Raw genomic sequence first — 26674 nt, 5'->3', positions numbered from 1 at the left:
GTAGATTCGATTGTGTGCCAGAATTCACTCTGTTGTAGCCTGTGACGGGGAAATGTGTCACTAAACTCAGGTCTGTAAGATTATTAGCTAATTTGGTTAAAAATATTTCTTATTAGTAAATCTTCCGCCTTGAGAGTCGCGGCTAGTTTTGCAGCATCTATAATTAATCTTGCCCTATGAGCGTTCGTTACCATGTCGGAAGAAGATATCCGTGCCACGAGGCTGGAAAAAATAGACCAGCTAAAACAACTGGGAATGAATCCCTATGCCTATCGATGGGAGTCTACCCACCACGCAGCACAACTACAAGAAAAATTTGCTGATTTACCTAGTGGTGAAGAAGTTGATTTAGAAGTTGCCATTGCTGGGCGCATTCTGGCGCGTCGTGTCTTTGGTAAACTGGCTTTCTTCACCTTGCAAGATGAAACAGGCACGATTCAGCTTTATTTAGAGAAAAATCGCATTCAAGAAAGCATGGCTGATATTGATGCTGATGCTTTCAATCACCTCAAGCAACTCTCAGACGCAGGCGACATCCTGGGAGTCAAAGGCACTATAAAACGGACTGAAAAGGGCGAGTTATCTGTCTACGTCAAACAATACAGTATTCTAACCAAATCCTTATTACCTCTACCCGACAAGTGGCACGGGTTGACTGATGTGGCTAAACGCTACCGTCAGCGTTATGTTGACTTGATTGTTAACCCTGAAGTGCGACAAACTTTCCGCCGCCGCGCCCAAATTACTGCGGGTATTCGTCGCTATTTAGAACAGCGCGATTTTCTGGAAATTGAAACGCCAGTGCTGCAAAGTGAGGCTGGGGGTGCGGATGCACGTCCGTTTATCACCTATCACAACACCTTAGATATGGAGTTGTATCTGCGGATTGCCACAGAACTGCATTTGAAAAGGTTGATTGTTGGTGGTTTTGAAAAGGTATTTGAGTTAGGGCGAATTTTCCGCAACGAAGGAATTTCGACTCGACATAACCCGGAATTTACCACAATTGAAATTTACCAAGCCTACGCTGACTACAATGACATGATGGCGCTAACAGAGGGAATTATCACCACTGTTGCCCAAGAAGTACTCGGCACACTGCAGATTACCTACCAAGGAGTAGCTGTTGATTTGACACCACCTTGGCGGCGGGTAACAATGCATGACTTAGTCAAAGAATACACAGGCTTGGATTTTAATGCCTTCCAAACAGTAGAAGAGGCAAAAACAGCCAGTAAAAATGCTGGGATTCCTGGTGTAGATGAAGCTCAATCTATTGGTAAGTTACTGAATTTAGCCTTTGAAGAAAAAGTAGAAGCCAACTTAATTCAGCCAACTTTTGTTATTGACTATCCCGTAGAAATTTCGCCCTTAGCGAAGCCGCACCGTTCTAAGTCTGGTTTGGTAGAAAGGTTTGAGTTATTCATTGTAGGGCGGGAGACTGGTAACAGTTTCTCAGAACTTACCGACCCCATCGACCAAAGAGAACGTCTCGAAGCCCAAGCTGCACGCAAAGCTGCTGGCGACTTAGAAGCCCAAGGCGTTGACGAGGACTTTTTAACAGCTTTGGAATATGGTATGCCACCTACAGGGGGATTGGGAATTGGGATTGATAGGTTGGTGATGCTATTAACTGATTCTGCCAGTATTCGGGATGCGATCGCCTTCCCCCTACTCAAACCCGAAAAATCTGACTCATCCCCAGAAGCAACTACCTAATCAACACTCGCAATTGCATAAAAACAGTAAGGTGCGTTATGGCTTTGCCTAACGCACTATGTTTTATCATTCAATATTTGATTATCTTACTTGCACTCACTAATCCTCTATGATATTCCTTATAAAGAATAATGAGCTTGACATTCCTTATAAGGAATAATATATTGTGAGGTAGGAAGTGACCTGGACTTGGGAAGTTTATCAAGATGGCAATGGAGAAATCCCCAAAGATTTACTTGCTTTTTTCATCAGGATGATTCCAGCAGAGGAGGAACCAGAAAATCCACCAAAGCCATTACTCAGTGCTTCCGAAACCAGACGCTTGCAGGTTAATCTGGGCTACCTGTGCAACAAAGGACTAGCATCACTCACCAGCGGCATTTTTGAAAAGCTGGAAGATGATCTGTATGAGTTACGGATGACCAAGAGTGAACATAATCCACGGTTTATCTTAACGGCTGTGACTCCTCAGCGATTTGTGGTGCTACATGCCTTTATGAAAAAATACAACGACGCTATCAAAGAAAGAGACAAAGCGCCTGCAAGAGAGAGATTGCGGCAATTGCAGCAGAGGAATCATGAAAAAGCCTAATTTTCAAGCTTGGTTACAACAGCCAATCAGCGAAGACTCAGAGGTGATTTTGGCGGGGAAGCTAGAATATTTACGCCTCTATCTTACCGATGCCATGCGGGAAATACGTAATAAAGCAGGATTAACTCAGGCACAGCTAGCCGAACAACTGGGAGTACAGCAAGCGGCGGTGTCAAAGCTAGAATCGGCGCTAAAAGACCATGAATTGGAATCTGTGTTGCACTATTTACATACCTTGGGTGCAGATTTGCTAGTAGCAGTCAAGCAAGGAGATGACTTATATCAAGCTAGCGATAATGATGGTGTATTGCTAGTAGATGTACCAGAGATAGTGGCACAAAAGGCATTAGCTGCAAACATGAGTGTGCGGGAATATGTTCGTGCAGCAATTGAGAAGTTTTCTAGTGAGGATAATAGACTGAGAACAGCTTTAGTAAAACTGCTGGAAAGTGATGATTTAGTAGCAGTGAAAGTAAGAGAGCGGTTGAGTACAAAGACAACACAGGAAATTGCTCTAGAGTTAGAAAAATGTCTGAATTTATCTGAAGAAGACCGAATTTTTGCTATTAAAAATGTATTAGCTGGTAGTGTGGCGGTTGGAGAAAGTAATCGCGGAAGCAATAATGAGATTGATGAAATTGAGTTGTTAGATTTAGCAGAAGAACTAGTAGAGAAGTTAGTAGATTTCATTGATAAACATAACTAAACATGAGCTTTAATAATATAGTGAAAGGTTTTGGTGTTAAAAAACCAAAAAAGAACCAAAATCAATATACAATTTATATTAATTTTTTACAAAAATTATTAAAGGTAATTTCATCTAATCCAAATAAACCTAAAGTTGCTTATCGGTTGCTTGAAGCTAACCAAGATAAGTTGAATCAGGAATTTCCTCCAGTTTTCAGGCGCTGGTTAACAACTAAATTATCTACAAATTCTCAACAAGCTTATGCTACAGCAGATGCTACTTTAAAATTAATGCTCCTGTTGAATAAGTTTGAGCAGGGAAATAGAGTTGTTTGTCAGGAGATTTGCATTGCTGGTTATGAAGTTGTACTAACGTTAGTTACTCGTTCTCACTTTCCCGAAATATGGGCGATGATTCAACACAATCTTGGGGAATTATACCTGGAATGTTGGAGAGGAGAACGAGCAGAGAATATTGAAAAAGCTATCCGCTGTTTTTATCAAGAATTAGAAATACACACACCAAAGCGCTATCCTCAACAATGGCTAGGCGCAAAGAATGACCTTGGACTTGCCTATAGCGATCGCATTAAAGGTGAACGTTCTGAGAATATTAAGCAAGCAATTCAGCATCTGACAGAGGCCATCCAAGCATTTCCACCAGAACGGTTTACTGAACTATGGTTCAAGCTTAAGTCTAATCTTGCTAGCATTTCCGTTGAAAACACGGAAGATGATATAGAAGATATTCAACAGGAACTCAGTCAGTTAACACGGAACTTATTTACAAAAGAGGAAAACCCAAAAGAATGGGCAAATATCCAACTAAATATTGGTGATTATTATGATGTCAATCATACAGGAGATAGAGCTAAAAATTTAGAAAAAGCTATCCACTCTTATACACAAGCATTACAAGTATTTAGCCCAGAAACATATCCCGAAGAGTGGGGCAAAGTTCAACAACATTTGGGTAATTCCTATCTGCGTCGTATCCGAGGAGATGAAGCCGAAAATATTGAATCGGCTATCGATTGTTTTACGCAAGCTCTACAAGTAAGGACGCAACAACATTTACCCGAAGCATGGGCTAAAACCAAAAGCTATTTAGGTATTGCTTTTCGCAGACGTATTGATGGAGATAAATCGGAAAATTTAGAACTGTCTCTTCAACATTGCCAAGATGCTTTACAAGTGGATATCCGCGCTCGCGATCCACACCTATGGGCAGAAATTCAATTACATCTTGCTACAGTTTACGTCGATAGAATGCGCGGTTCTAAAACTGAGAATATTAAACAGGCTATTTTCTATTTTCAGCAAGCACTGCAAGAATATACTCCAGAGCGCAATCCAGAATTTTGTGGTTTAACTCACATGGAACTAGGGATTGCTTATGGTGGAATTCAGGATTTTGAAAAAGCTATATATCACTTCCAAGAAGCATTACAAGTATGTACTCGCGATCGCTTTCCTGAAAGATGGGCTGATATTCAACATAATCTCGGTGGTGCTTATGCAAATCGCATCCAAGGAAATCATCAAGAAAATATTGCTTTAGCTATCCACTGTTGGCAGCAAGAGTTAGAAATATATACACCTAATAGGTTTCCTCGGCTATCCTATGACGCAGGAAGATCTCTTGCCTTCATAAGTCTTATGGAAGATAAGTGGGAAACAGCCATTCAAGGCTACGCCACAGCTATAGAAGCGATCGAAACCTATCGTACCTGGGATAATTCTGAAACTCGCCGCCAAGAAATTCTAGAAGAAGCTATTGATGTTTATCAAGAGATGGTAGAAATCTGCATTAAAGCAGGACAAATAGAAAAAGCCTTTGAATATGCCGAGCGATCGCGCTCTAAACGCCTGGTAGACTTAATGGCAAGTAACGACCTCTACCAAAGCGGCGAAATTCCCCCAGCAGTCAAGGAATTATTGCAGCAGTATGAACAACTGCAACAGCAAATTGATCAAGAACGTGATCGCCCAAAAGCCAACGATAATGGTAGTCAAACACGCGCTGTATTCCAAGCTTACAACGAAGCGATCGCATCCTTGGAAGCAGAAAAACAGCAAGTTTGGGAACAAATCAGACGCTTAGATCCTGTGTTAGCTGGCGAAATTCAAGTTAGCGCCCCTAATTTTTCCGCAATCCAAAAGCTGATTGACCAGCCTACTACCGCTATTCTCAGTTTTTATACTACCGATAACGACACCCATATCTTTGTCCTGCAGCAAAATCAAATTACCCTTCACACTTGCGCCGGACAAGGGATAGAAACGCTGCAAGACTGGATTGAGCAGAATTGGATATCAGCTTATACAAGTGATATCCAGACATGGAATAGCCAAATTAATCAGAGTCTGGGCGAACTAGCTCAACGTTTGCAACTGTCTGAATTAATTTCTCAACATTTAGAAGGTATCGAAGAACTAATTCTAGTACCTCACTTGTTGCTGCACCAAATTCCCTTTGCGGCTTTACCAATTGGAAATCATCAATATCTAGGAGATCAGTTTCTGATTCGCTATACTCCTAGCTGCCAAATCTTAGAGTTTTGTCAACAACGCGACAAGATAGAAAACTGCGAATTGTATGGCACTGTTGAAGATGCCACAGATGATTTACCCTGCGCCAGTTTTGAAGGTGAACAACTTGCCAAACTATACAACATTCCTCACTCTCAACGCCTGAGAGGTAGCATTCAAGCGACTAAAGCTAATTATCGTCAGCTAGCTCAACAAGTCCAAGTACTTCACTGCTGTCATCATGCTGAATCATGTCTTGACAATCCCCTGGCATCATATTTGAAATTGGGGGATGGCACTATTACTTTAGGGCAGTTAATGACACCAGGATGGCGTTTACCTAATCTCTCTGATGTTTTTCTTTCCTGCTGCGAGACGAATTTGGGTATTCCTGGGCTAACAGATGATATTCTCACCCTCTCCACTGGCTTTTTGTGTGCTGGTGCGAGAAGCGTTGTCAGTACTCTCTGGGCAGTAGATGATTTAGCCACAGCAGTATTTTCAGTATTTTACTACCAACATCGACAACAGGGTAAAAGTCGTCCGGAAGCTTTACGACAAGCCCAAATCTCCTTACGCAGTTTAAGGAAAGAGGATATTAAAGAAATTTCTCCAGAAGCACAAGCCAGGGAAAGGGAACTGATAAAAAGTAGAAAACAATACAGCCCTGGGACATTAGAACATCGCCAATGGGAGCGTGAATATAAGATGTATGCTCGATTTAACCGATTAATTCAAGCCATCGAAAGTTCTACGGAAGAGTATCCCTTTTCACATCCGCGTTACTGGTCTGCTTTCATCTGTCAGGGTTTAAGATAATGTGCGATCGCTTTCCCCCTCCTCAAACCCAAAAAATCGGACTAGAGGCTACAACTTAATCCCAACTAGCAATTACATGGCTAAAAACACCTGTAAAGACGTAAGCTTTTGCGTTTTTGCAGGTTATTAATTAAGAATGCTATAAAATAATTTTATAATTCTTGCCGCTCACTCCAGTTTTGAGGTTTATCATTATTTGCAAGCCAAAGATATTAAAAAACAATTAAGATTACTCATAGATGAAGCATCTTTAATAGATCCTGGTTTAGCGAAAAGGTTAGAAGAGATCAATCGTTGGGTAAAAGATGTTAAGCCTGGTTCCCTAACATCTAAGAAATTTGTACTTTTTTTTCTGCAACAGATAATTAAAGACGCACTGATTTGGCTTGATATTCAGTCCTCCGCATCACTAGAGGAGCGGCAACAATACTATGAACGGATGACACCAACGGAATACTATTGGTATAGTTATTTATTCCCCAAATGGTTGAATCAAGTAGATCCAAAATTCTCTATTTGGAAACAGAAATTGATGGCGGGAGAGTACCATCAAGCGGATATCAATGTTTTGAGATTGATTGCTAGTGATATCATCCATCGGGAAGGAACTTTTTGGCAGTGTTATATAGCAGACTTCTCAATGGCAACTGATATAATTGTTAGTAATCGAGAGAAGCAACCACTGTGTATTCAGATCACTAGTCTTTCGGATGAATTTTCTCAGGAAAAATCTGATAATTGGGAAAATACCTTGCTACTTTGGAGCATAGATAGAGGTTTGTTCTTAAGTTACAATCCCCACATTACGGATTTTGTCAATCAGGTAGTGAATATCTCACTATACAACAGCGATCGCTTGCCAACAGGTATTTACTTAAAATTCAATTTATAGTTGTAGACCATTTTCCTTCACTGTCTTCACCAAACTACATGATTATGGGGCACAAAATTCCAGTTGAACCTCAAGTAAGATTAGAAAATTTTTTGGCACATTTAGAAGCAGCTAGGCAATTACAAAGAGAATGGATGACTTATGGACTTGACTGTGTAAATTTATATTTTGATGATGTTGATGAAGATTGGTGGGAAAAATGGGTAGAAGAAGAGCCGCAGAGTTTTGAAGCTGCTGTAATAGCATTCCTGGAAAGTGATAACTGGGTAGCTGTTAGGGTACGCAAGCAACTGCAAGACAAACCCATCTGTGAAATTGCTAGCAAGCTGGACAAATATTTGAGTTTCCCACAAGAAGACCAGATTTTTGCTATTAAAAATTTTTTAGCAGGTAAGGTGGTTGTGGGAGACAGTTACCGCTACAGCACGATTGAAATTGATGAAATTGAACTTTTTAATTTAGCAGCAGAACTCTTAGAGAAGTTAGAAGAGATTCGCGGTAAAAATCTCTAGAGTTTTGAGTGCTGATGCTAGGTAGTAGGGTGTGTTGTCGCGCAGCGCAACGCACCGAGATATCAAAAATTCGCAAACCTTGCTACCCAGATACCCAACTTTTTCAAAAAGTCGGGTATCTAAATCTCGCTAAAGTTAATAACCCTGTTCTGTCACTCTCCGAAAACTTTTGCCATTTCTGAATTCTAGAGCTTTTGTATAACAAGCGTTTGCGCGATTATTTTCTAATAACAAATACAAGACCAACTTTTTTCTAATAGTATAGCTTGTATTGATTGCCTCATCGGGCTTCTAGCGATCGCCCTCCCGGAGAGTGACAAAAGCGGGATAAGTAACCACGCAAAATTAATTACAGTTATTGCGAGCGCAGCGAAGCAATCTCAACCCTTGCGATTGCTTCATTCCGCTCCGCTCCATTCGCAATGACATTGTGTAATTAATTTTGTTTAACTACTTAATTGTTCTTCACGATTTCGGGTTGCTGAAGACGCGATAAATCGCGTCTCTACAGGATTTAACGTCAATTGAATTGTATTATCCGAACCGTATTTTCCTATAAATAGGGTTTGCAAAATTTGTCAGGTTACGCGGTAGGAATTTAATTATTTTGTTGTTGCGAAATAAACTAATTCTAAAAAATTTTGCACCTAAAAATATGTAGGGGCGCAAAGCTTTGCGCCCCTAACTCATGGTTACCTGATGACTACACCCCTAATTAATAACTAATTCGCAACCTCAGCCATTTCAATAATGCGTTCTTCATAATCCTTAACTAAAAAGTTAAGGGGTTTTTGGTTGCGAATCTTGAATTTCAAACCGCGTGTTTCTACTCGCATTAAAATCATTTCTAGGCAATCGCGGTCGAAGCAAACATGGCGTTGCTGGTTTTTTGTGCCTAAACTAGCGCCAGTAATCACGTGCAACTGGGTATTTTTCTTTAACTGATACCACAAGCCTTCACTGGCATTATTCATCATTTTGTTGGAGAAACTAGGCCCTGTAGACATATAAAGCGGGTCTATGCCTGTTGCTCCTATAGTTTGTTCGTAATTGTAATAGTAGTGCAAAGGCACTTCAGCGGCTGGTAAATCTAGCAGCCCTTCATACAACTGTCGAGCAATTTCCAAATCTGACACCATGACGGTGTGTACTTTGGGCGCACTGGTGAGGAACATCCACATTGCTCCAGCGTAAGCTGCCAGGAGCAATACCATAATGCCTTGGGTGGAGAGTAGGCTATCCAGGGGCAGGGAAGGCAGAAACGAGCCTAAAGTTAAAGGACTAAGTAGGAACGATATCACACTAGAGGCTATAACCATGAACAAGTCAAATATTGTATAAGGGAATGGCTTTTATTATTGTCGATAAAGACTAAAATTAAGTCCTTGTTTATAGTGTATCAATACTCCAGTGGTGTGAGTCTGAACCAAAATTAGACAAACATGAAGTTATTGTGCGCTCAATGGGAAACTGACAATCCCAAACTTATATTAACAACTATCAAACCTACGGCTCGTGCAAATCCCTCACTTTCCCGAAGCTAATCACCCCCTGGTTAAGTCGCTGTTCCATCAAAGTGACCAAGAACTAGTAAATCTGTTTCAACGCTCTCCCGAAAGCGGAAAGTACTTTACAGCGATTTTTTGCCGCTATAGCCCGATAGTTTACACCTTAATTCGGCATTCAGCGCGATCGCCTGTGCAAGCAGATTATTTGTTCGCCCTCACTTGGCGACATATTTACTACGAACTCGGTGGGCTAGATTTAAATAGCCCAACACCCAACCAAGAACCCTTAACTCTACAAAATTGGCTGATTAACATCACCGCCTACTGCATTAATGAGATTGAATTACCACCCACAGAAGCAATTCATTATTCTCTCAAAGCTACTTCCCCTGCTTTATGGTGCTATGTTGAGCAAGCATTGGATCAACTACCCCCAGTTTTGCGCTTTGTAGTCTTAATGGCCCAGACTTTCCGTTGGAGTGAAACGCGAATTGCTGCTTATCTCCAAGCTGAGGGCGAGAATTTTACCCCAAACGAAGTAGCCAATTTTCTCCAGGAAGGATATCGTATGTTAGAGGACAAATTACCTGGAGATATTCGTGCGATTTATTTAGGCGAAGATGCAGCCTAATCTTAGTCTAAGTGTAAACACGTAATTTTAAAATAATCGGAGGTAGTTTTAGCCTTGCTTATAAAACCTTCTACTTAAAAGCGACATTTCTCGGGTAAGTTTTATGAAACAACGGTATTTCTTACCAGAGGCTAGCATTCTCAATTTAAATCCCCGCCTGAAATCAGGATTAAGAAGTTGGGATTGTGCTATCCTCGCCTCGCGCCAGGGTGGTAAATCCCAATTTTTGACTGCTTGCTTGTTAATTTTGGCTGTGGCTTTTAGTCCCTTAGCAGCCAGTGCGGTTGATATTACTCAACAACTGCACCGTCCGTTAAATCGTTCGACGTTACGAGACTCAAGAGACCAAGCAGATAGCTTATTAAATATCGGTGAACAACAATACAAGTTAGGTTATGCCGATAAAACTCTTGATTCTTGCTTGCAAGCACTAGAAATTTATCACTCCTTGGGTGACTACAAAGCCCAAGGTATGACTTATGATTTGCTAGCAAAAGCGTACATCCAGCTAGACCGTTTGCAAGAAGGGGAAGATGCATTACGCCGGAGGTTAGCGATCGCTCGCGATACTAAAGATTTTCAGTCTCAGATTTTTGCACTGAATAATATTAGTACAGTTCTGCTACAAAAAGGAGAATTCATCCCAGCAGGTAAAACAGTACAAGAAGCACTGGAAATCGCCCAAAATGTCCAAAATATTGCCGGAGAAGGCTTGTCTTTGAGTAATTGGGGACTAGTAAATGCCAGAGTCGGCAATTACAGCAAGGCAATAAAATTGTATGAAACTGCTTTGTCTTTCCGTCGCCAAAGTGGTGATGTGATTGGTGAGACAAATACCCTCAACAATTTGGGTGATGCTTACTTCGCAATGGGTAATTATGACGATACTATTGGCACTTATGGCGCTGCTTTGAGGATAGCGAAAACTACAGGCGATCGCACTAATTATGTAAGAGCTATTGACGGTTTAGTCACAGCTCATAGTTCTGTAGGACGCAATGAGCGTGCTTTCGACTTATTAGAGCAACGCCTAGCAATGGCTAGAGACTCACAAAATCTAAAGGAAGAATTTGGAGTTTTTATGACCTACGCCAAGATATACGAAAAACTCAATAATTATCTCACTGCTCGGAACTTTTACGAAAGAGCGCTCGTATTAGCGCGAACGTTGGAAGACAGCAAGCAGGAGGTATTTTTGGTTGATAAGCTGACTAAATTACCTAAACACTAAGACAATTTTAGATTTTAGATTTTGGATTCAACCGCTTCTACTTTGAAAACCCTAGTTATTTTCAGAATCGGCTTTAATTTCCAAATACGAAACTATTGCCTATTACCTTTTAGTTTTTGAAAGCAATCACTTAATAATAGTAGGGTTGGACATCACCAGCCCTACTATTATTTTTACAAATGACAAATGACAAATAACAAATGACAAATGCCTAATTCAAAAATACTGAGCCATTAGATTGAATTCGCATAGCTTTTGCATCTTGAGCTACGTCTGTGGTTTCATTCAATCTGACTTCTAATAATCCAGTTTCGGAGGGTTGTGCATTCACTGACAATAATCCGCCATCTTCGCGTTGGAATGTCACAGTGATAGGCGCACGTAAATTCTGTAGTACTATATCAGATTTTCCACTAAGCGATCGCTCGTTAGTATCGCCAATAATTTGATAAGTTACATTCGCACCAGTATCATTCACTAGCCTGACATTGACATTACCATTTGTGAGCGCCACTGTCGCAATAGGTCTTATTCCTTGTTGTCTGATTGAGGGTTCAGTTAAAGAATTTGTTTGTGAAGGAACCTGTTGTGGTGTGGAATATGGAGTTGAACTTCCAGTTGGCGCAGGTTGCTGGGTGCGATTGTAAGGCGCTTGCTGAAAAACACTGGGATTAGGGTTAAGCTGTGAGTTAGTCACACTTCCTGGTGTATCCCCACCTACACCCATATTTGTTTGTTCTGGTGATGGGTTAGTGGAATTATAAGGAACTGTTCCTTGGGATTGCACTTGTTGGGTTAAAGCATTAGGGGGACATCCTTGAGGAACCAAAACTCGACTGTTATGTGGTTCTTCATAGAAAATTCTGGGACAAGGATTGACTTTACCAACAGAACTAGGCTGTGGTGTTACTGGTATTGGCGTTTGTGCAAGTGCTGGTACACTCATCAGTAAACCGCCGCAGAGAGCAGCCAAAAATTCAGCCGACTTGCGAAACTTTTGCGAATTGCTATTCATTGTATACTCCTAGAAAATCTTACCTGAAATTATTGATGAATTTGATAAATCAGCAAATTACATTAGGTAACAAATTTGCACTTATTACACTCAAATCTTGAAATTATTTGCTTGTTATAATTTTGATTTCAGTGATTTTAATTTAACAAATTAGCCAGCTTTTTATATCTAACCAAAGGTCTGAAAATGAATTAAATTGTAATTCTTCTTTATTTCCCAAGAATGAGAAATTAATAATTGTCTGATTTTTTATAAGTTATACCAGTTATAACATTTTGAAAACAAAACCCCACAGATGGGCAGGTAGGGGCACGGCACCATTAAGATAATTTGATATACCACAAGATTGTGGATGCCGTGCCCCTACAAATAATTTATTTGTCTACTTGCATAATAAATTATGAGTAAATTAGCCAACCTATTGAAAATGAGTTAGTAAAAATAAACTCTCGAGAAATATTAATTAAATCAAATTTTATGCAGCCAGATTTAGCAGTTTATTAAATGGATGTCATCAGAATTGAGAGTATAAAAATCTCAATACAGCAATTTTTACTATCTAAGTTAGTAGGGAAAGCAATTCTGTTTCATCTGTCATAAGAAACAAATGCAAATTCCAGCATTAAGACTCGAGAGTTACAGGTAAAGTAACGATAAAAGTAGTACCTTTACCTAGACGGCTTTCGACTTGAATTTGGCCTTGGTGATGTTCGACAATAGCTTGAGCGATCGCTAACCCTAATCCTGAACCAGTAGAAATATCTGTAGCTGTATTGCCATTACTATGGGTACGCGCCGGATCTACCCGATAAAAGCGGTCAAATAACTTTGGTAGTGCATCCCCAGGAATACCAACCCCAGTATCACTGACTTTAACTTGTAATTGAGCGCTACTGTAGCGCAAGCCAGCAACTCGATTCATTCCTTCTAACCGCGCTAATTCTACATTTACCCGTCCACTAGATGGGGTGTATTGCACAGCGTTCCCAATCAAATTAGTGAACAGTCGCACCAATTGATCCCAATTTCCTACAAGTGTGAACCAATTGTCAGACAGTTCGGGGTTAGTGTCTCCATCTGCAGGATCTACCAAATCCAAAGCCAGGCTGATTTTCTTTTCTTTAGCTAATAATTGCTGTTCTTCTAGCACTTCCATTAGCAAAGCATCCAAGGGACAAGAGGAAAAGTTATCTTTGCTAATGCCACTATCTTGACGTGCGAGGAATAGTAAATCATTAACTAACCTACCCAAGCGTTGAGTCAGTCGTTCCACTAATTTTAACTGTTGGCGATATTGTAAAGATGTCGTAGGTTCTACCTCTGCTGACTCTAAATCAGCCAGCGCAACTTGTACATTAGTTTGAATTAAAGTAATTGGACTTCGCAATTCGTGAGAAGCATCAGCTGTAAATTGTTTGAGCCGTTGATAGGAATCCCCTACTGGTTCCATTGCTTTACCAGATAAAAACCAACCACTAGCACCCACAGAAAGCACCATTAACCATGTACCAATGGCTAAATCCAACATAAATTGACGGCTAGGTTTACTAACTTCAAACCAGGGATGGCTAACACGCAGATAACCTAATACTTGACGGCCAAATTCTACCCGGTGTGTAACTTGGCGTAATAAGACTGGTGACTTTTGCCAACCTTCATTCCCCACGCGCACCGTTTCACCAGTGCGATTCGCATGAATGGGAATATTTAAAGGTGTGGATAGCGTTGACCAAAGTAATTCTCCATTGGCGCTAAACCATTCCAAATCAATATGATCATCTTCTACTGTGTCAGTATTATCACGAAAACTTGCTTCTAAATTAATGCGTAATGTCTCAGTACCGCTATTAACTGACTCAATGACGAGCGATCGCTCTACTACTTCCACAACATGATTGAGAGTATCATCAATCCGCTCAATCAATGTATTACGGACATAGAAATATACTCCACTGGCAAATAATAAGAGTAATACAGCCGTTACAGCAGTGTACCAAAGAGCCAGACGGCGGCGAGTAGCTTGGAACATGGGGATTAGGGATTGGGGAACTCGGGGCCCCCTCTGGGGATAAGGGGTAATGGGACTGCGAAATTATTCAGCAGTCAACAGTCAACAGCCAACAGTCAACAAAGTAGTTGCTAAAAAGCTGCTCGCTTGCTTACACTATTTCATTTACTATGTTTATTATTCAGTTGCATGGGCTGCAACTATCCGCCCTAAGGTGATCATGGCAAAATCCAAAAAGAGCGCTACTACTCCCATCAATCTGAGCGATTCCCAATACTACATCAACCGAGAATTAAGCTGGTTAGAGTTTAATAACCGAGTTTTACATGAAGCTTTCGACCAGCGAACGCCTCTTTTGGAAAGACTCAAGTTTTTGGCGATATTTACCTCTAACTTGGATGAGTTCTTTATGGTCAGGGTTGCGGGATTAAAGCAACAAGTTGAGGCTAAAGTCTCACAGTTAAGTCCTGATGGTCGCACACCACAACAACAGCTAGATGATATCAGGTTTACCCTCAGTCCCCAGGTAACTAAACAGCATCAGCATTTTGAGCAAATACTCAGACCATTATTAGCGCAAAATAAAATACATATTCTGGATTATATAGAGTTAACTGATAAACAACGGAATTATTTAGATAACTATTTTGAAGAACAAATTTTTCCGGTTTTAACTCCCTTAGCGGTTGATCCTAGCCATCCTTTCCCCTATATTTCCAATCTCAGCCTGAATTTGGCTGTAGTGGTGAAAAACCCCGAAACAGAAGAAGAATTTTTTGCCAGAGTTAAAGTCCCGAAAGTTTTACCGCGATTTATACCCTTACCGCCAGAGTTAGGAATTTATCACAACGGTCAACCTGCTCACTGGACTGGTGTACCTTTAGAACAAGCGATCGCACATAATTTAGATTCCCTATTTCCGGGAATGAATATTCAGGAGTATCATCCTTTCCGCATTACTCGTGATGCTGATTTGGCTTTGGAAGAGGATGAAGCTGACGATTTACTCCTAGCGATTGAACAAGAACTCAGAAAACGCCGCATTGGTGGAACCCCAGTCCGCTTAGAAATTCAATCCCAAACTCCCGAAACAGTGCGATCGCGTTTATTGGAAGATTTAGAATTATCCGAAAGCGATGTTTACGAAGTCGATGGACTTTTGGGACTGCGGGATTTAATGTACTTTATGTCATTACCGCTACCAGAATTTAAAGATCCACCAAGACAATCTGTAGTTCCTTCTCGCTTACAATGGTTGCGAGAACCTAGCCTCAGTGCGGAAATTCCAGAGGTAGAGGAAGGAAAAGACTTTTTTGCAGTCATCAGTGAAAAGGATTTGTTAGTACACCATCCCTATCAATCTTTTTCCACAACCGTGGTGCGTTTTATTACCCATGCTGCCCATGATCCGAATGTCCTAGCAATCAAAATGACCCTTTACCGGACTTCTGGGGACTCGCCTATTGTTAATGCTTTAATTGCAGCGGCGGAAAATGGCAAGCAAGTATCAGTATTGGTGGAATTAAAAGCGCGGTTTGATGAAGAGAATAATATTTACTGGGCGAGACGTTTAGAAAGAGTCGGCGTTCACGTTGTCTATGGTTTAGTTGGGTTGAAAACTCACTGTAAAACTATTATGGTTGTGCGTCGAGAAAAAGACCGGATGCGGCGCTATGTCCATATTGGCACTGGCAACTATAATCAAAAAACTGCACGACTATATACAGATTTAGGATTATTCACCTGCAACGAAGAAATTGGTGCTGATATTACCGACCTATTCAATTTTCTCACAGGCTATTCCCGGCAAAAGTCTTATCGCGAATTATTAGTTGCACCTGTGAATATGCGCGATCGCTTTTTAGCACTAATTCATCGGGAAATCGAAAATGCCAAAAATGGCATTACTGGGAGAATTGTTGCCAAAATGAATTCTCTAGTTGATCCCCAGATTATTGCGACTTTATATGAAGCCTCCCGTGCTGGAGTCCAAATCGATTTGATTGTGCGCGGTGTTTGCTGCTTGCGCCCAGGGCTGAAAGATATTAGTGAAAATATTCGGATCATTAGCATAGTCGGCCGCTTTTTAGAACACTCCCGCATTTTTTATTTTTACAACAATGCCCAAGAAGAAATCTATATTGGTAGCGCCGATTGGATGCGTCGTAACCTAGATCGTCGCGTCGAAGTAATTACCCCAATTAAAGACCCAGATATTGCTAAAGATTTGCAAGAAATCTTGGGAATCATGCTAGCGGACAATCGCCAAGCTTGGGAATTACAGGGCAATGGCAGCTATATTCAACGACAACCGTGCGATCGCGCCCCGGAAGCACACTCACAACAAAGTCTCATCAATATGGCATTACGCTCAACTAGTATTAGCTCAAACCTGATTGATACAAAAAAGAATTCCTTCTATCTTGACAATTAGCTAAATCTACTACTTTTAGAAAACTTTAATTTTTCCTCACAAAATCTAAATTATTTAGTGCGCTAAAAGCCTAATTATTCAACCATAGGATAGAGTAACTCGCAGGACTAATTCCCATACACTATAAAAGTTATCGTACTTAAACTTTTAAATGTTAATGTTGTCCTGTGAGTCTTCTACCTTGCGTGTTTTAGTGGTTGACGATCACGAACTAACCCGCCTAACGCTACAATTAGCTTTTTCTTGTCAAAAGAATATCCAGGTAGTAGGTTTAGCCAGCAATGGTCAAGAAGCTATAGAAATGGTTAAACGCTATCAACCTGATGTAATTGTTTTAGATTTACAAATGCCCGTTATGGATGGCTGGAGTGCTTCAGGGCACATTAAAGCTATCTCTCCCAAAACACAAATCTTGGCTTACTCTTCAGTGGAAGATGCTAATTTTCATCCCAATGGTATGTCTAACTTTGATGAATTTTGCAAAAAAGATGTACCTACCACTGAACTCATCGCTAGGGTGAGAGAATTAGGAGACAGAGCAATGAATGGTTAATACCATTTTGGATTTGAGATTTTGCGGAAAGTTGAGTCAGTTTGTTGATGAGACACTGCGTTGGGCAGCTTTGCCGACTTGTAGCAGCTGCCGTCAAATTTTCCAACAAGGATTGTGAAAGATTTATTGACTGAGCTTTTGAGCCATTCATCTATCGCAATCAGTTTTCAAATTGGTATAAGTTCCAATATAAATAATGCAATACAGTGAAAGTGCTTGATTAACCCAAGCGCAAGAGAATTCTGGGGATTTAGGGACATGATAGCTATTAAAAGCGTTGGTACAGTTGATCGATAACTATGTACCAACGCAATTTTGTTGTTATTTAAACTAAGATTGGCTTAATTATTTCCTGCCTCTGGAACGGTGCGTCTAAATTCGTCCAGCAAATCATCTAATTCTTCTAAGGCTTGATTTACATCAATTCTCAAAGTCCCAATATTTGGTTGTTCTAAGAGACTGAGTAAATAATCACGTTTGCTTTGAACGATGGCAATTCGTTCTTTTATAGTTTGTATATCCATTGTTTTGTTTGCATTCTTTTACTCTCTTCCAGTGTAACTGAAGCGTTGAAATTCACCCATTCTCTACAGGTCGGAAATTAATAACATTTGGAAAAAAGAATGCCACAAATTAATGTGGGGTGTGTTTTCGCCAAGCACAACGCACCAACGCAGCATCCATAATTAAAGTAAGGGCACAGCATCCACAATATTTCGGCATATCAAATATCTTACTGGTGTCCATTGGTGTCAACTTAAGCTAAAAGCGATATAGGGCGGGCGTTGTACAAATACCTCGCGCCCTCATCCCCTAACCCCTTCTCCCGCAGGAGAAGGGGAACTAAATCTCTGGCTCCCTTCTCCCCGTGGGAGAGGGGCTGGGGGTGAGGGCGAAACCTTGCACAAGAGCGGGTTTCACGTTAAGTTGACACCAATGACTGGTGCCGTGCCCCTACAAAAAATCTATCTGACTAAATTGGTTGGTATTAAACTTGTATATTAAATGACTCATGATATGAGACAAGTCCAGTTGGTATTTGCCCGTTAAAGGAAATAGCTTGGAAGTATTCGGGTGGAACATCGGGTAAAACTAAACTAGGCTCTACCTGAAAACCAAAACGGCTGTAGTAGTTAGGGTTTCCCAGTAATACACATCCAGATGCACCTAGTTGGCGTAGAGTAGCCAACGCTTCCCTCATTAGTTGTGAGCCAATACCAACGCCTTGATGCTGTGGAGATACAGATATTGGCCCCAGTCCATACCAACCCTGACTACCATCAGAAATTGAAACTGGGGATACAGCAACATGCCCAACGATTTTGCTATCAGCTTCAGCAACAAGGGAAATTGTCAAGTTCCCTGAGTCACGCAAAGCATTCACAATCAACTGTTCGGTGTGGCTACTATAGGTCGTATTAAGAAACGCCGCTGTTGTCAAAGCTTCAATATCAGCAACATCACCAGGCACTTCTTTTCTGATTGTGATATTCATTATTGGTGTTCTAGAATCTGCGCTATGTAGCTGGTTGGAATTAAATATAAGATGGACGTAGGTTGGGTTGAGGCACGAAACCCAACACCCGCATGGGTTACGCTATCGCTAACCCATCCTACAAATAATTATGCCTCCCTACTTAGCAGCATTCTCAATCAACGTAGAGAAATTTAGATCCCCGACTTTTTGAAAAAGTCGGGGATCTGCTGATCAATCCAAAATCCGTCTTGGAAAGTTCTGATCGGCGGAAGCCGCCGCTCAGACTTTCCGCAAATTCTAAAATCCCATCGCTGTGGCAACTGCGCCTAATTCTGCCTCAATTCCTTGTTTAAATTGGCTGTGGCTGTGCTTAATGGCTGTATCTGGGTCTTTTAAACCATTACCCGTGAGGACGCACACAACTGTTGCTCCTGAGGGAATTTGGTCTTTCACCTGCAACATTCCGGCTACGGAAGCAGCGCTGGCTGGTTCGCAGAAAACGCCTTCTGTTGATGCGAGCAATCTGTAAGCATCAAGAATTTCCTCATCGGTAACGGCGTAGAAGTTTCCTTGGCTAGCTGATTTTACTGCCACAGCTTTTTCCCAACTCGCAGGATTGCCAATGCGAATTGCTGTTGCTACTGTTTCGGGATGCTGTACTGGCTGACCGTTAACTAAAGGTGCTGCACCTGCTGCTTGGAAGCCCATCACTGTGGGTAAGCGATCGCATTTCCCTACTTGGTGGTATTGACAAAATCCCATCCAATATGCAGATATATTCCCCGCATTGCCAACTGGGATACATAGCCAGTCTGGGGCGTTACCTAAAACATCAACGATTTCAAAGGCGGCTGTTTTCTGCCCTTCTAAACGGTAGGGATTGACTGAATTCACCAAGGTGATGGGGTAGCTTTCTGCCATCTCACGGACAATTTCTAAGGCACGGTCAAAGTTGCCTTTTACCGCCAGCACTTCTGCCCCATATAGTAAAGCCTGTGCTAACTTACCCAGCGCTACATAACCATCGGGAATCAGCACAAAAGCTTTCATCCCGCCACGCCTAGCATAAGCTGCGGCTGCTGCTGAGGTATTTCCTGTACTGGCACAAATTACCGCCTTTGCCCCTGCTTCCTTAGCCTTGGAAATAGCCATTGTCATTCCCCGGTCTTTGAAGCTACCAGTGGGGTTAAGACCGTCATATTTGACAAAAACGCGGACTTGTCTACCAATGCGTTCTGCGATCGCGGGCACTGGAATTAGCGGTGTATTACCCTCTAACAAAGTGACAACGGGCGTTGTTTCGCTGACAGGCAAGTATTCACGATAGGCTTCGATCAGTCCGGGCCAAGGTTGGCGATGAGATTTAGCAGCAGATAGGCTTACAGTCACGGTAATTTATATCAGTTTTTTCGTGCAAACAGAAAAATTTCAATGGTAAACATCTTGCACCAAGAGACGCTCTCATCACAAGAACAAAGTAATTTTTATAGTGCGGGCGTTTTACCTAGATTTTTATTTACCATTTTCTAGTCAGCTTTGTCAGAAGTTTTGCCAAAAGCGAATCTCATCTGTGATGTTTTTTCTGGAACACAGGCATCACAATTTGAGTCTCTTATCACAAAACTATAAACCCATTAGAGTAAATGATTGAAAGTATACAATCATTTAACAAAGCTTAAAACTACATTATTATATTATCTCTAATGGTGTGAGTTGAGTTGTGGATTTAAATAACTATGTCTACCAGTTCTTCTACTAGTGTTTCTGATCGTCCTTGCCAAGATCTTTGGAAAAGCCAGTTAAACAAGGCTTACTACCAAGACGACCAACAAGCTAAATTAATGCACCTGCGAGCAGAGGTAGAATCTTTGCTGTTACAGTTACAAAGCCTGAAGGAACAACGCCTGTCTGCTGATAGCCAAGAGCAATAAGCTCAACGCAGGCTGAAGGTTGAATTCTGGAGGCTCAAGGCTAAAACCAAATTAGCCAATTTTTTGCAACCCTAAATTAAATTCATCCTTTATACTTCAGCCTTCAACCTTCCTGCGGCTGTTATTCAAAGCGTTGATTTTTCTTTGACCAGCGCTTGAGGCTATATTTATCACCATTTTCTACTAATAGCGCTAGAGATTGTCCATCTGCAAGTTGGGCTATCCCCGTTAGTGTTTGGTGGTAATTTTGCTGAAACTCAGTATAAATTACCTTACCACTATCAGACAAGATTAAAGTGCGGGGACGAGAAAGATTTTTGGCGGCTGCTTGTGCGTCAATTCCTGGATGATTTAAAGATGCGATCGCTTCGTCTGAGATAGTCAACACACTTTCTGGATGCGTATTATTGGTTAAATTTAAGACTTGCACGGGCCAATAGCCTATTTGTTGCAACATCTGTGGCAGACTGGGCATAGCACCATTGGGAATTTGACCTGATTGTTGTAATGACTTCCACACTGTTGGTAGCATGGCTGACACTCTGGCTGGATCTTGTTGTGATAGTTCTTGCAGAGTGATGGGGGATGGTTGTACCCATTCCAGCGCTGCATCTGTTAAAGCTAAAGGTCGTGGTTGGAGATGATTTTGATTTTCCGCAATTGGTTGTCCAGATACTAGCAAGCGTAAAACCCCACCTTGCAATTGCACGCCTTTAATTGTGGCGGTGGTCATTTGTTGTTCTCCGTTGGGTAACCAAACCACTATTAAAATTGTGGGGTTAGCACTAATACCCAAGGTGTCCCACATAAATTTTGCTGGAGAAATTTTAGGTAATTGAAAATTCCCAAAGGGGAAATTGAGCCAGCGTTTACCATCATTAAATGCACTCACCTCTACTTGATACCAAACTTCGTTATCTGTGAGTTGCAGGTCTGTTGTCAGGTTTGGTCTTAGCCAATCTTTTTTGTTGACTTGGGTAATGAGTTGCACCGAACCCACAATTCGGCTGGGCTGAGTAGAAAGGATTTTGGGTCTGATACCTTCGTTACTGAGTGTGGCTAACAAACCTTCAATATAAGTCATCGTTTGGGGAGTAATTTGTGGTTGTGCTTTCAACCAAGAAATCGCGTGTTCTTCCCCCCGTTGAACAGCTAATACCAATGCACCCCAAGCGATTACCTCTGGTCTATTGGGGTTGACTCGCAATGCAGTAGTGATGCGGTTCCATAACCTACCTCCATCCATTTGCAGCAGAGTCGCAATTTCTGGGACATTTTGTGGCGAAGCTTCAAATACCTGTAATGCTTTTTGCCAGCGACCATCAATTAAATCTGCTAGCACCTCTTGAGAGGGAATTGCCCAAGTTTTATCAGCTTCGGTTTTCGTCAGTTGGGAATGCAAGCTAATTACATCGATTTGCGCTTGTGCATCTGCAGGAAGTGTGGCTTTTTGCTGTTTCTGCAATGATTGCAGCCACTCAAAAGCTGGAGTCCACAGTCCGCTACGGGCTAGTAATAAGGCGTTTTTGTAAGCAGGATTTTTCAGGGCTGGTATTTTTAAAGAAATTTCTTCTAAAGCAATGGGATGGAGAAATAATTTTAAAGGTTTAATTTGATAAATACGTAACCTTGGTTCTAAACCTATAGTTTGATCGATAACTAATTCTTTGACACTATCTCCAGTCACCTGCTGCCATTTTGGTAGTTGTCCATTGGGGCTTTTCCAAGTCAACATCTGTTGCAGAGTACTGCGTTGTGGATTGTAGTAAATAATATTACCGTAGGCGATCGCACTAGTTCCCTGGGGTAGTTTACCTTGTAGATTCAGCCACAATCCTGATGATGTGCCACCCGGAAAGCGCTTGACTTCAGTTAACGGTAAGGGTTGGCTATTTTCTGGGTTATCTAATTCCACTTCATCAGCAGTAGAAGCCACAAAAGATTCTTCTGGCCCAGTTATGGCTAGTTGACTGGCTAAACGGTAGTATTTTTCGGTTGGAGATGGTAATTCCAAATCTTGAGATTGTTGATAAACCCTCAGTTCTACCAATGCTTGACAATCATTCAGGCAATCAGGACGCTGTTGGAAAACTGGCAGTAAAAAAGACTGTTGTTTATCCTTTGGTACAGTTATAGTCTCCCCAGCCATGAGTTTTTTTTGACTCAGGCTAAGTTTAATTTGTTTGAGAGTCAGGGGTTTATCCTTGTAATTACCCCGAGATATTTGCGCCCATTCCGGTAAAAATTTATTCATCCAGATAATTTTTTCTGGATTAAAAATATAAAGAATACTGAGCCAAGCAAAAGTAATTAATACACCAACACTACTCAACAATATGGCGATCGCTAGAGTTGATGTCAGTCTATTTCCCCATTGAGAATTTTTTTGGTGTGTTGTAGAGACATCTTGATTTCTCCCAACATGAGACTGGTTTTGCCATGAGGGTTTTAAAGTTAGCTTTCGCAATCGATTGACCATGTTGGTTTGCACTCTATCTAGAAAGTAGTTTGAGGCTGCATAATTTATCTTTTATACTCGCGGTTTTTAAATATTGCCCAAAAATTTTCCAGTCTAATTTGACACAAAAACCGTAAAATTACTCAAGCCATTTATACATAAATATGAATACACTCATGGCCTAAGTATGGAAGCAGAGTAGAAGCCAATGATACGCCCCACTAAAATAAAGACCTGGATGCTGGCATGGTTAATAATTACGGGCGTAAATGGATTTTGCCAACAAGCGATCGCTCAAGATTATAGTTTGCCTTCTTCTAGTGAAGAATCTGCTCTAGAAAATCCAGAACCGATGGAGCAAGTAACATCGGTATCACAGCTAAAAGACGTACAACCGACGGACTGGGCATTTCAAGCATTACAATCTTTAGTAGAACGCTACGGTTGTATCGCAGGTTATCCCAACAGCACTTATCGAGGCGATCGCGCATTGACACGCTATGAATTTGCCGCAGGTGTTAATGCTTGCTTAGATAGAGTTAACGAGTTAATTGCTACAGCTACCAGTGACTTAGTTAGCCGCGAAGACTTAGCCCAAATCCAAAAATTACAATCAGAATTTGCCCCAGAATTAGCCACTTTACGGGGTAGAGTCGATCAATTAGAAGCGCGCACAGCCGAACTTGAAGCCAATCAATTTTCCACAACAACGAAACTCAGTGGCTTCGCCATAATTGGCGTACAAGGAAGAAATAGCAATCGTGGTGACATTAACCCTAGAGATGGTATCAAAGATACAAATGACCTAGGGACAAATACTAATGTTATCTCCTTGAGTCAGCTGTATTTAACTACTCAATTTACGCCGCGTAGTTACTTATTTACAGGTCTTTTACATGGAATCGGTGCTACCAGTCCGAGGTTTAACAATAGCATTTCTCGCAATGATGTGTTGCTGGGCTACGAATTTCCTACGGATGGCTTGATCATTAGTGACCTGCATTATCACTGGTTAGCAGCTGACAACTTAGCGCTGATGATCGGTACAGAAAACGTCAATATGACAACCGCTTTCCGAGGCCCAAACCGAGCAGAAAGTGGTGCTACAGGCCCCCTATCTCTGTTCGCACAACGTAACCCTATTTTAAATATAGGGTTTGGTCATGGTGGCATAGCTTTGGATTGGCAAATTGCTAAACGCCTCAGTTTACAGGCACTTTATTCTAGTTTTAATCCTGGTAATCCAGGTAAAGGTACTGGCATATTTGATAGTAATACTACGACTGGTGTACAGTTACTTGTAACGCCAACGGATGCTATAGATTTAAGTCTTTATTATGTGAATAATTACTCTTCAGATGGTTGTTTACTCAGCTTTGTAGGTGATGAGTGCTTAACAGCAAATTCCGCACCTCTACAAACCAATGCTGTGGGTGCAACCGTCACTTGGCAAATTTCACCTCGCATTACTATTGGGGGATGGGGTGGTTATACCAGTTCTTACATTCCTGGGCAATCGGGAAGTGTGGAAACAACAAATTACATGGCATTTGTTAATTTCCCTGATTTATTTGCTAAAGGAAATTTGGGCGGAATTTATGTCGGACAACCGCCAAAAATTACTAGCAGTAACTTACGCACAGGTAGCAATGTTCCTGACACAATTAATACAGGTTTAGGACGTGCAGGCGGACAACCAGGAACGACACTGCAAATCGAAGCTTTTTATCGCTTTCAAGTCACAGATAATATTAGTATTACCCCAGGAATCATTCATATATTAGAACCCGGACATACACCTAATAGTGATCCTGTGACTATTGGTATACTTAGAAGTACTTTTCTGTTTTAATTGTTTAAAATTGTTTGTTTCCATGTTTTCCATTTACTGGCTGCAAACGATGGATTAACACAAGCTTGGCTTAGAACTCCCGGTTCGTGATTTAGTATGAGTTAAAGCATCAACAAAAGAAAATAGTGTCTGCTGTTGAAATGAGCAAACACTATCATAAACTTATGGCAAACAAGGAAACACTAATTAAATTACTTATCTACATCTGGAACGAAATCGGGGCGTTGTTTATCTTCCCAACCTACAGGACGTTTGGAGTTATACCAAGCAATCGAACCAATCACAGCAGACGCAACAAAACCTACAAGAAAAACTACTGTGAGTACTAGTGAGTAATTAAAACTGCTTTCTGTAGCTAATGAAGCTTCTGTAAGAAAATAGGCAAAGGCAACATTGAACATAATTTATAACCTTAAATTATTAATGAGTTAAACCTAAATTGACAATTTGATTTCCTGATTCCTACATTCAAAATCAAATTTACATCAGTCCCAATACTGCTCGGTTAAGGATTTTCAACTCGGAATTTAGTTTGGGTAAAAGGTGAAAGGGTAAGGGTTAAAGGTTTTTTCTTGCCCCTTTTCCCCTTCCCCTTTTGCCCTTAACCGACAAGTATTGACATCAGTCCGAATATGACTTCTGTAAGTAAGAAGGTAGAGTAAATAATATTTTTATTGGCATTATTTTCTACCTTCTTATGCAAATATCTGTTAATTAATCTACAGCTTTCTTAATTTCATCCTTGACGTTTTCGGCTGTATGGCGCACTTGAGATTCTACTTGCTTTGCTTGTCCTTCAGCCTTATCATTGGGGTTACCAGTGATGTCACCAACAACTTCTTGGATTTTACCTTCGATATTTTTGGCAACGGCTTTGGCTCTATTTTCTAAACTCATACATTTGCTCCTAAATTTTAGTGATTTTTTTAATGTGGCTCAAGTCATTCAATGTTTATAGATTAGCTTGTTATTTTTGGCAGCGATTCTATCTTAAGAAGATAATTCATCAGGTTTTTGATAATTCCTGATATATAATTTTGAGCTAGCTCAACTCATCTTGAAGATTTCTAGGAATAATTTCTCGATAGAGGTAGGCTCTTTGTCAGTTCTATCTCGAGATAATAAGTTCTCTGTCTGGTGGTAGGCTAAGTTGAAGAATTAAATAGCTGATTCCTGAGGAGTAAAGCATTTCAGGAATTTACAGTTAGATTCAACCTCACTCGTCTTTCCCAAAGATTTAGATGTGTTACGTCTCGCGCCTAACACATCCTACAGTCGCGGGTTGATGAGATATATATAATTTTAGGGGCACAATATATTGTGCCCCTACTGTACGCGATCGCCTGAAATATGATGTATAGCATTCCTATATGTGAAAGCCAATCTACAGTTGTACGTTTTTCTTCCTGTTCCCTACCTTAATTTGTCGTTTCGGAACTAATTGAGGATTGCTATATTTCAATTTTTCTCGAACAACAGCTTATTTGCAGGCTGTTAGATAGCAAAATGTAAAAGTTATGTTTTTGTATACTTAATTTACTTTGAGTTAGTTTTTAATTTACCATCCTTAATTCGATATCAGCTTGGGATTTAGGCTGCAATCAGCTGGGTTGCTAAGGAAGCAATATCTGTTTCTAACAATAAGATTGTGGTTTCATAACCGATTCTACCCATTTCTGGTTCGTCTCCCATTTGCATTTCTACATAATATGCCCAAGTCGCTGAATTAGGGCTGCACTTTACTATCATTCCCATACCACCGATAAATTCTACTGTTTCCCCAGGCGAAAATTTAGGTATTGTAAAACTATTTGCACTCATTG

The 26674-nt window shown here is 40.9% G+C and carries 22 protein-coding genes; 12 read left to right on the top strand and 10 right to left on the bottom strand.

The window, feature by feature from the left end; translation table 11 throughout:
• Window positions 1-192 precede the first annotated feature (192 nt).
• The 6 genes from lysS to HG267_RS22180 all read left to right on the top strand — a co-directional run bounded on the left by lysS (window position 193) and on the right by HG267_RS22180 (window position 7753).
• Entirely contained in the window at window positions 193-1719 is a 1527-nt protein-coding gene (gene lysS, locus HG267_RS22205) for a lysine--tRNA ligase (RefSeq protein WP_045868021.1), read from the top strand.
• A 178-nt stretch (window positions 1720-1897) separates the two neighbouring features.
• Complete coding sequence (locus tag HG267_RS22200; protein WP_045868020.1) at window positions 1898-2311, top strand: type II toxin-antitoxin system RelE/ParE family toxin; 414 nt, start codon at window positions 1898-1900, stop codon at window positions 2309-2311.
• Window positions 2298-3017, top strand: a complete 720-nt coding sequence (locus HG267_RS22195) for a helix-turn-helix domain-containing protein (protein ID WP_045868019.1) — start codon at window positions 2298-2300, stop codon at window positions 3015-3017. Before HG267_RS22200 ends, HG267_RS22195 begins: the two co-directional genes overlap by 14 nt.
• 2 nt (window positions 3018-3019) lie before the next feature.
• Window positions 3020-6349 carry a CHAT domain-containing protein gene (locus HG267_RS22190; protein WP_228045480.1) on the top strand — a complete coding sequence of 1110 codons (3330 nt, stop codon included), beginning with the start codon at window positions 3020-3022 and terminating at the stop codon, window positions 6347-6349.
• 196 nt (window positions 6350-6545) lie between these two features.
• Entirely contained in the window at window positions 6546-7241 is a 696-nt protein-coding gene (locus HG267_RS22185) for a hypothetical protein (protein ID WP_045868018.1), read from the top strand.
• A gap of 44 nt (window positions 7242-7285) precedes the next feature.
• On the top strand, window positions 7286-7753 hold the full coding sequence (locus HG267_RS22180) for a hypothetical protein (protein ID WP_045868860.1): 468 nt from the start codon (window positions 7286-7288) through the stop codon (window positions 7751-7753).
• Between the two features lie 722 nt (window positions 7754-8475).
• Here the strand turns inward: HG267_RS22180 and HG267_RS22175 are convergent.
• Complete coding sequence (locus HG267_RS22175) at window positions 8476-9072, bottom strand: glyoxalase-like domain protein (protein ID WP_045868017.1); 597 nt, start codon at window positions 9070-9072, stop codon at window positions 8476-8478.
• Between the two features lie 196 nt (window positions 9073-9268).
• On the opposite strand from HG267_RS22175, the gene HG267_RS22170 reads away from it, so the two are divergent.
• Together HG267_RS22170 and HG267_RS22165 are read left to right on the top strand one after the other, a co-directional pair.
• Complete coding sequence (locus HG267_RS22170; protein WP_045868016.1) at window positions 9269-9892, top strand: DNA-directed RNA polymerase sigma-70 factor; 624 nt, start codon at window positions 9269-9271, stop codon at window positions 9890-9892.
• A gap of 103 nt (window positions 9893-9995) precedes the next feature.
• A complete protein-coding gene (locus HG267_RS22165; RefSeq protein WP_081583884.1) occupies window positions 9996-11123 on the top strand; it encodes a tetratricopeptide repeat protein in 1128 nt (375 codons plus the stop codon).
• 211 nt (window positions 11124-11334) lie between these two features.
• Here the strand turns inward: HG267_RS22165 and HG267_RS22160 are convergent, their stop codons facing one another.
• Both HG267_RS22160 and HG267_RS22155 read right to left on the bottom strand, forming a co-directional pair.
• Window positions 11335-12138, bottom strand: coding sequence for a hypothetical protein (locus HG267_RS22160; RefSeq protein WP_045868015.1), 804 nt, complete (start codon window positions 12136-12138; stop codon window positions 11335-11337).
• 622 nt (window positions 12139-12760) lie between these two features.
• Window positions 12761-14167 (bottom strand): sensor histidine kinase, encoded by a 1407-nt coding sequence (locus tag HG267_RS22155; RefSeq protein WP_045868014.1) that lies wholly within the window; start codon window positions 14165-14167, stop codon window positions 12761-12763.
• Window positions 14168-14366: 199 nt separating this feature from the next.
• Here HG267_RS22155 and ppk1 point away from each other — a divergent pair, with 199 nt between their 5' ends.
• Both ppk1 and HG267_RS22145 read left to right on the top strand, forming a co-directional pair.
• Complete coding sequence (gene ppk1, locus HG267_RS22150; protein WP_045868858.1) at window positions 14367-16580, top strand: polyphosphate kinase 1; 2214 nt, start codon at window positions 14367-14369, stop codon at window positions 16578-16580.
• A 151-nt stretch (window positions 16581-16731) separates the two neighbouring features.
• A complete protein-coding gene (locus HG267_RS22145) occupies window positions 16732-17133 on the top strand; it encodes a response regulator transcription factor (RefSeq protein WP_045868013.1) in 402 nt (133 codons plus the stop codon).
• Window positions 17134-17474: 341 nt separating this feature from the next.
• Here HG267_RS22145 and HG267_RS22140 read toward each other — a convergent pair whose 3' ends face one another.
• The 3 genes from HG267_RS22140 to thrC all read right to left on the bottom strand — a co-directional run bounded on the left by HG267_RS22140 (window position 17475) and on the right by thrC (window position 19999).
• Complete coding sequence (locus HG267_RS22140; protein ID WP_045868012.1) at window positions 17475-17657, bottom strand: hypothetical protein; 183 nt, start codon at window positions 17655-17657, stop codon at window positions 17475-17477.
• A gap of 464 nt (window positions 17658-18121) precedes the next feature.
• The gene (locus HG267_RS22135; protein WP_045868011.1) at window positions 18122-18628 is read right to left on the bottom strand and encodes a GNAT family N-acetyltransferase; all 507 of its coding nucleotides are present in this window, start codon (window positions 18626-18628) and stop codon (window positions 18122-18124) included.
• Between the two features lie 279 nt (window positions 18629-18907).
• Window positions 18908-19999 carry a threonine synthase gene (thrC, locus tag HG267_RS22130; RefSeq protein ID WP_045868010.1) on the bottom strand — a complete coding sequence of 364 codons (1092 nt, stop codon included), beginning with the start codon at window positions 19997-19999 and terminating at the stop codon, window positions 18908-18910.
• 347 nt (window positions 20000-20346) lie between these two features.
• On the opposite strand from thrC, the gene HG267_RS22125 reads away from it, so the two are divergent.
• A complete protein-coding gene (locus tag HG267_RS22125; RefSeq protein ID WP_045868009.1) occupies window positions 20347-20541 on the top strand; it encodes a hypothetical protein in 195 nt (64 codons plus the stop codon).
• A 121-nt stretch (window positions 20542-20662) separates the two neighbouring features.
• Here HG267_RS22125 and HG267_RS22120 read toward each other — a convergent pair whose 3' ends face one another.
• Window positions 20663-23020 (bottom strand): hypothetical protein, encoded by a 2358-nt coding sequence (locus tag HG267_RS22120; RefSeq protein ID WP_045868008.1) that lies wholly within the window; start codon window positions 23018-23020, stop codon window positions 20663-20665.
• Window positions 23021-23207: 187 nt separating this feature from the next.
• Between HG267_RS22120 and HG267_RS22115 the strand changes: the two genes are divergently transcribed.
• Entirely contained in the window at window positions 23208-24851 is a 1644-nt protein-coding gene (locus tag HG267_RS22115; protein WP_045868007.1) for an iron uptake porin, read from the top strand.
• A gap of 191 nt (window positions 24852-25042) precedes the next feature.
• Here HG267_RS22115 and psb35 read toward each other — a convergent pair whose 3' ends face one another.
• From psb35 to HG267_RS22100, 3 genes are all read right to left on the bottom strand, one after another.
• A complete protein-coding gene (gene psb35, locus HG267_RS22110; RefSeq protein WP_045868006.1) occupies window positions 25043-25252 on the bottom strand; it encodes a photosystem II assembly protein Psb35 in 210 nt (69 codons plus the stop codon).
• 313 nt (window positions 25253-25565) lie between these two features.
• Window positions 25566-25748: a CsbD family protein gene (locus tag HG267_RS22105; protein WP_045868005.1), complete on the bottom strand. Its 183-nt coding sequence runs from the start codon at window positions 25746-25748 to the stop codon at window positions 25566-25568.
• Between the two features lie 693 nt (window positions 25749-26441).
• Entirely contained in the window at window positions 26442-26672 is a 231-nt protein-coding gene (locus tag HG267_RS22100) for a hypothetical protein (RefSeq protein ID WP_045868857.1), read from the bottom strand.
• Between the last annotated feature and the right edge of the window lie 2 nt (window positions 26673-26674).

Source organism: Tolypothrix sp. PCC 7601 (assembly GCF_025677855.1).
GTDB lineage: Bacteria > Cyanobacteriota > Cyanobacteriia > Cyanobacteriales > Nostocaceae > Aulosira > Aulosira diplosiphon.
The sequence above is the reverse complement of the archived record's forward strand: the minus strand, read 5'-3'. Positions and strand labels throughout refer to the sequence as shown.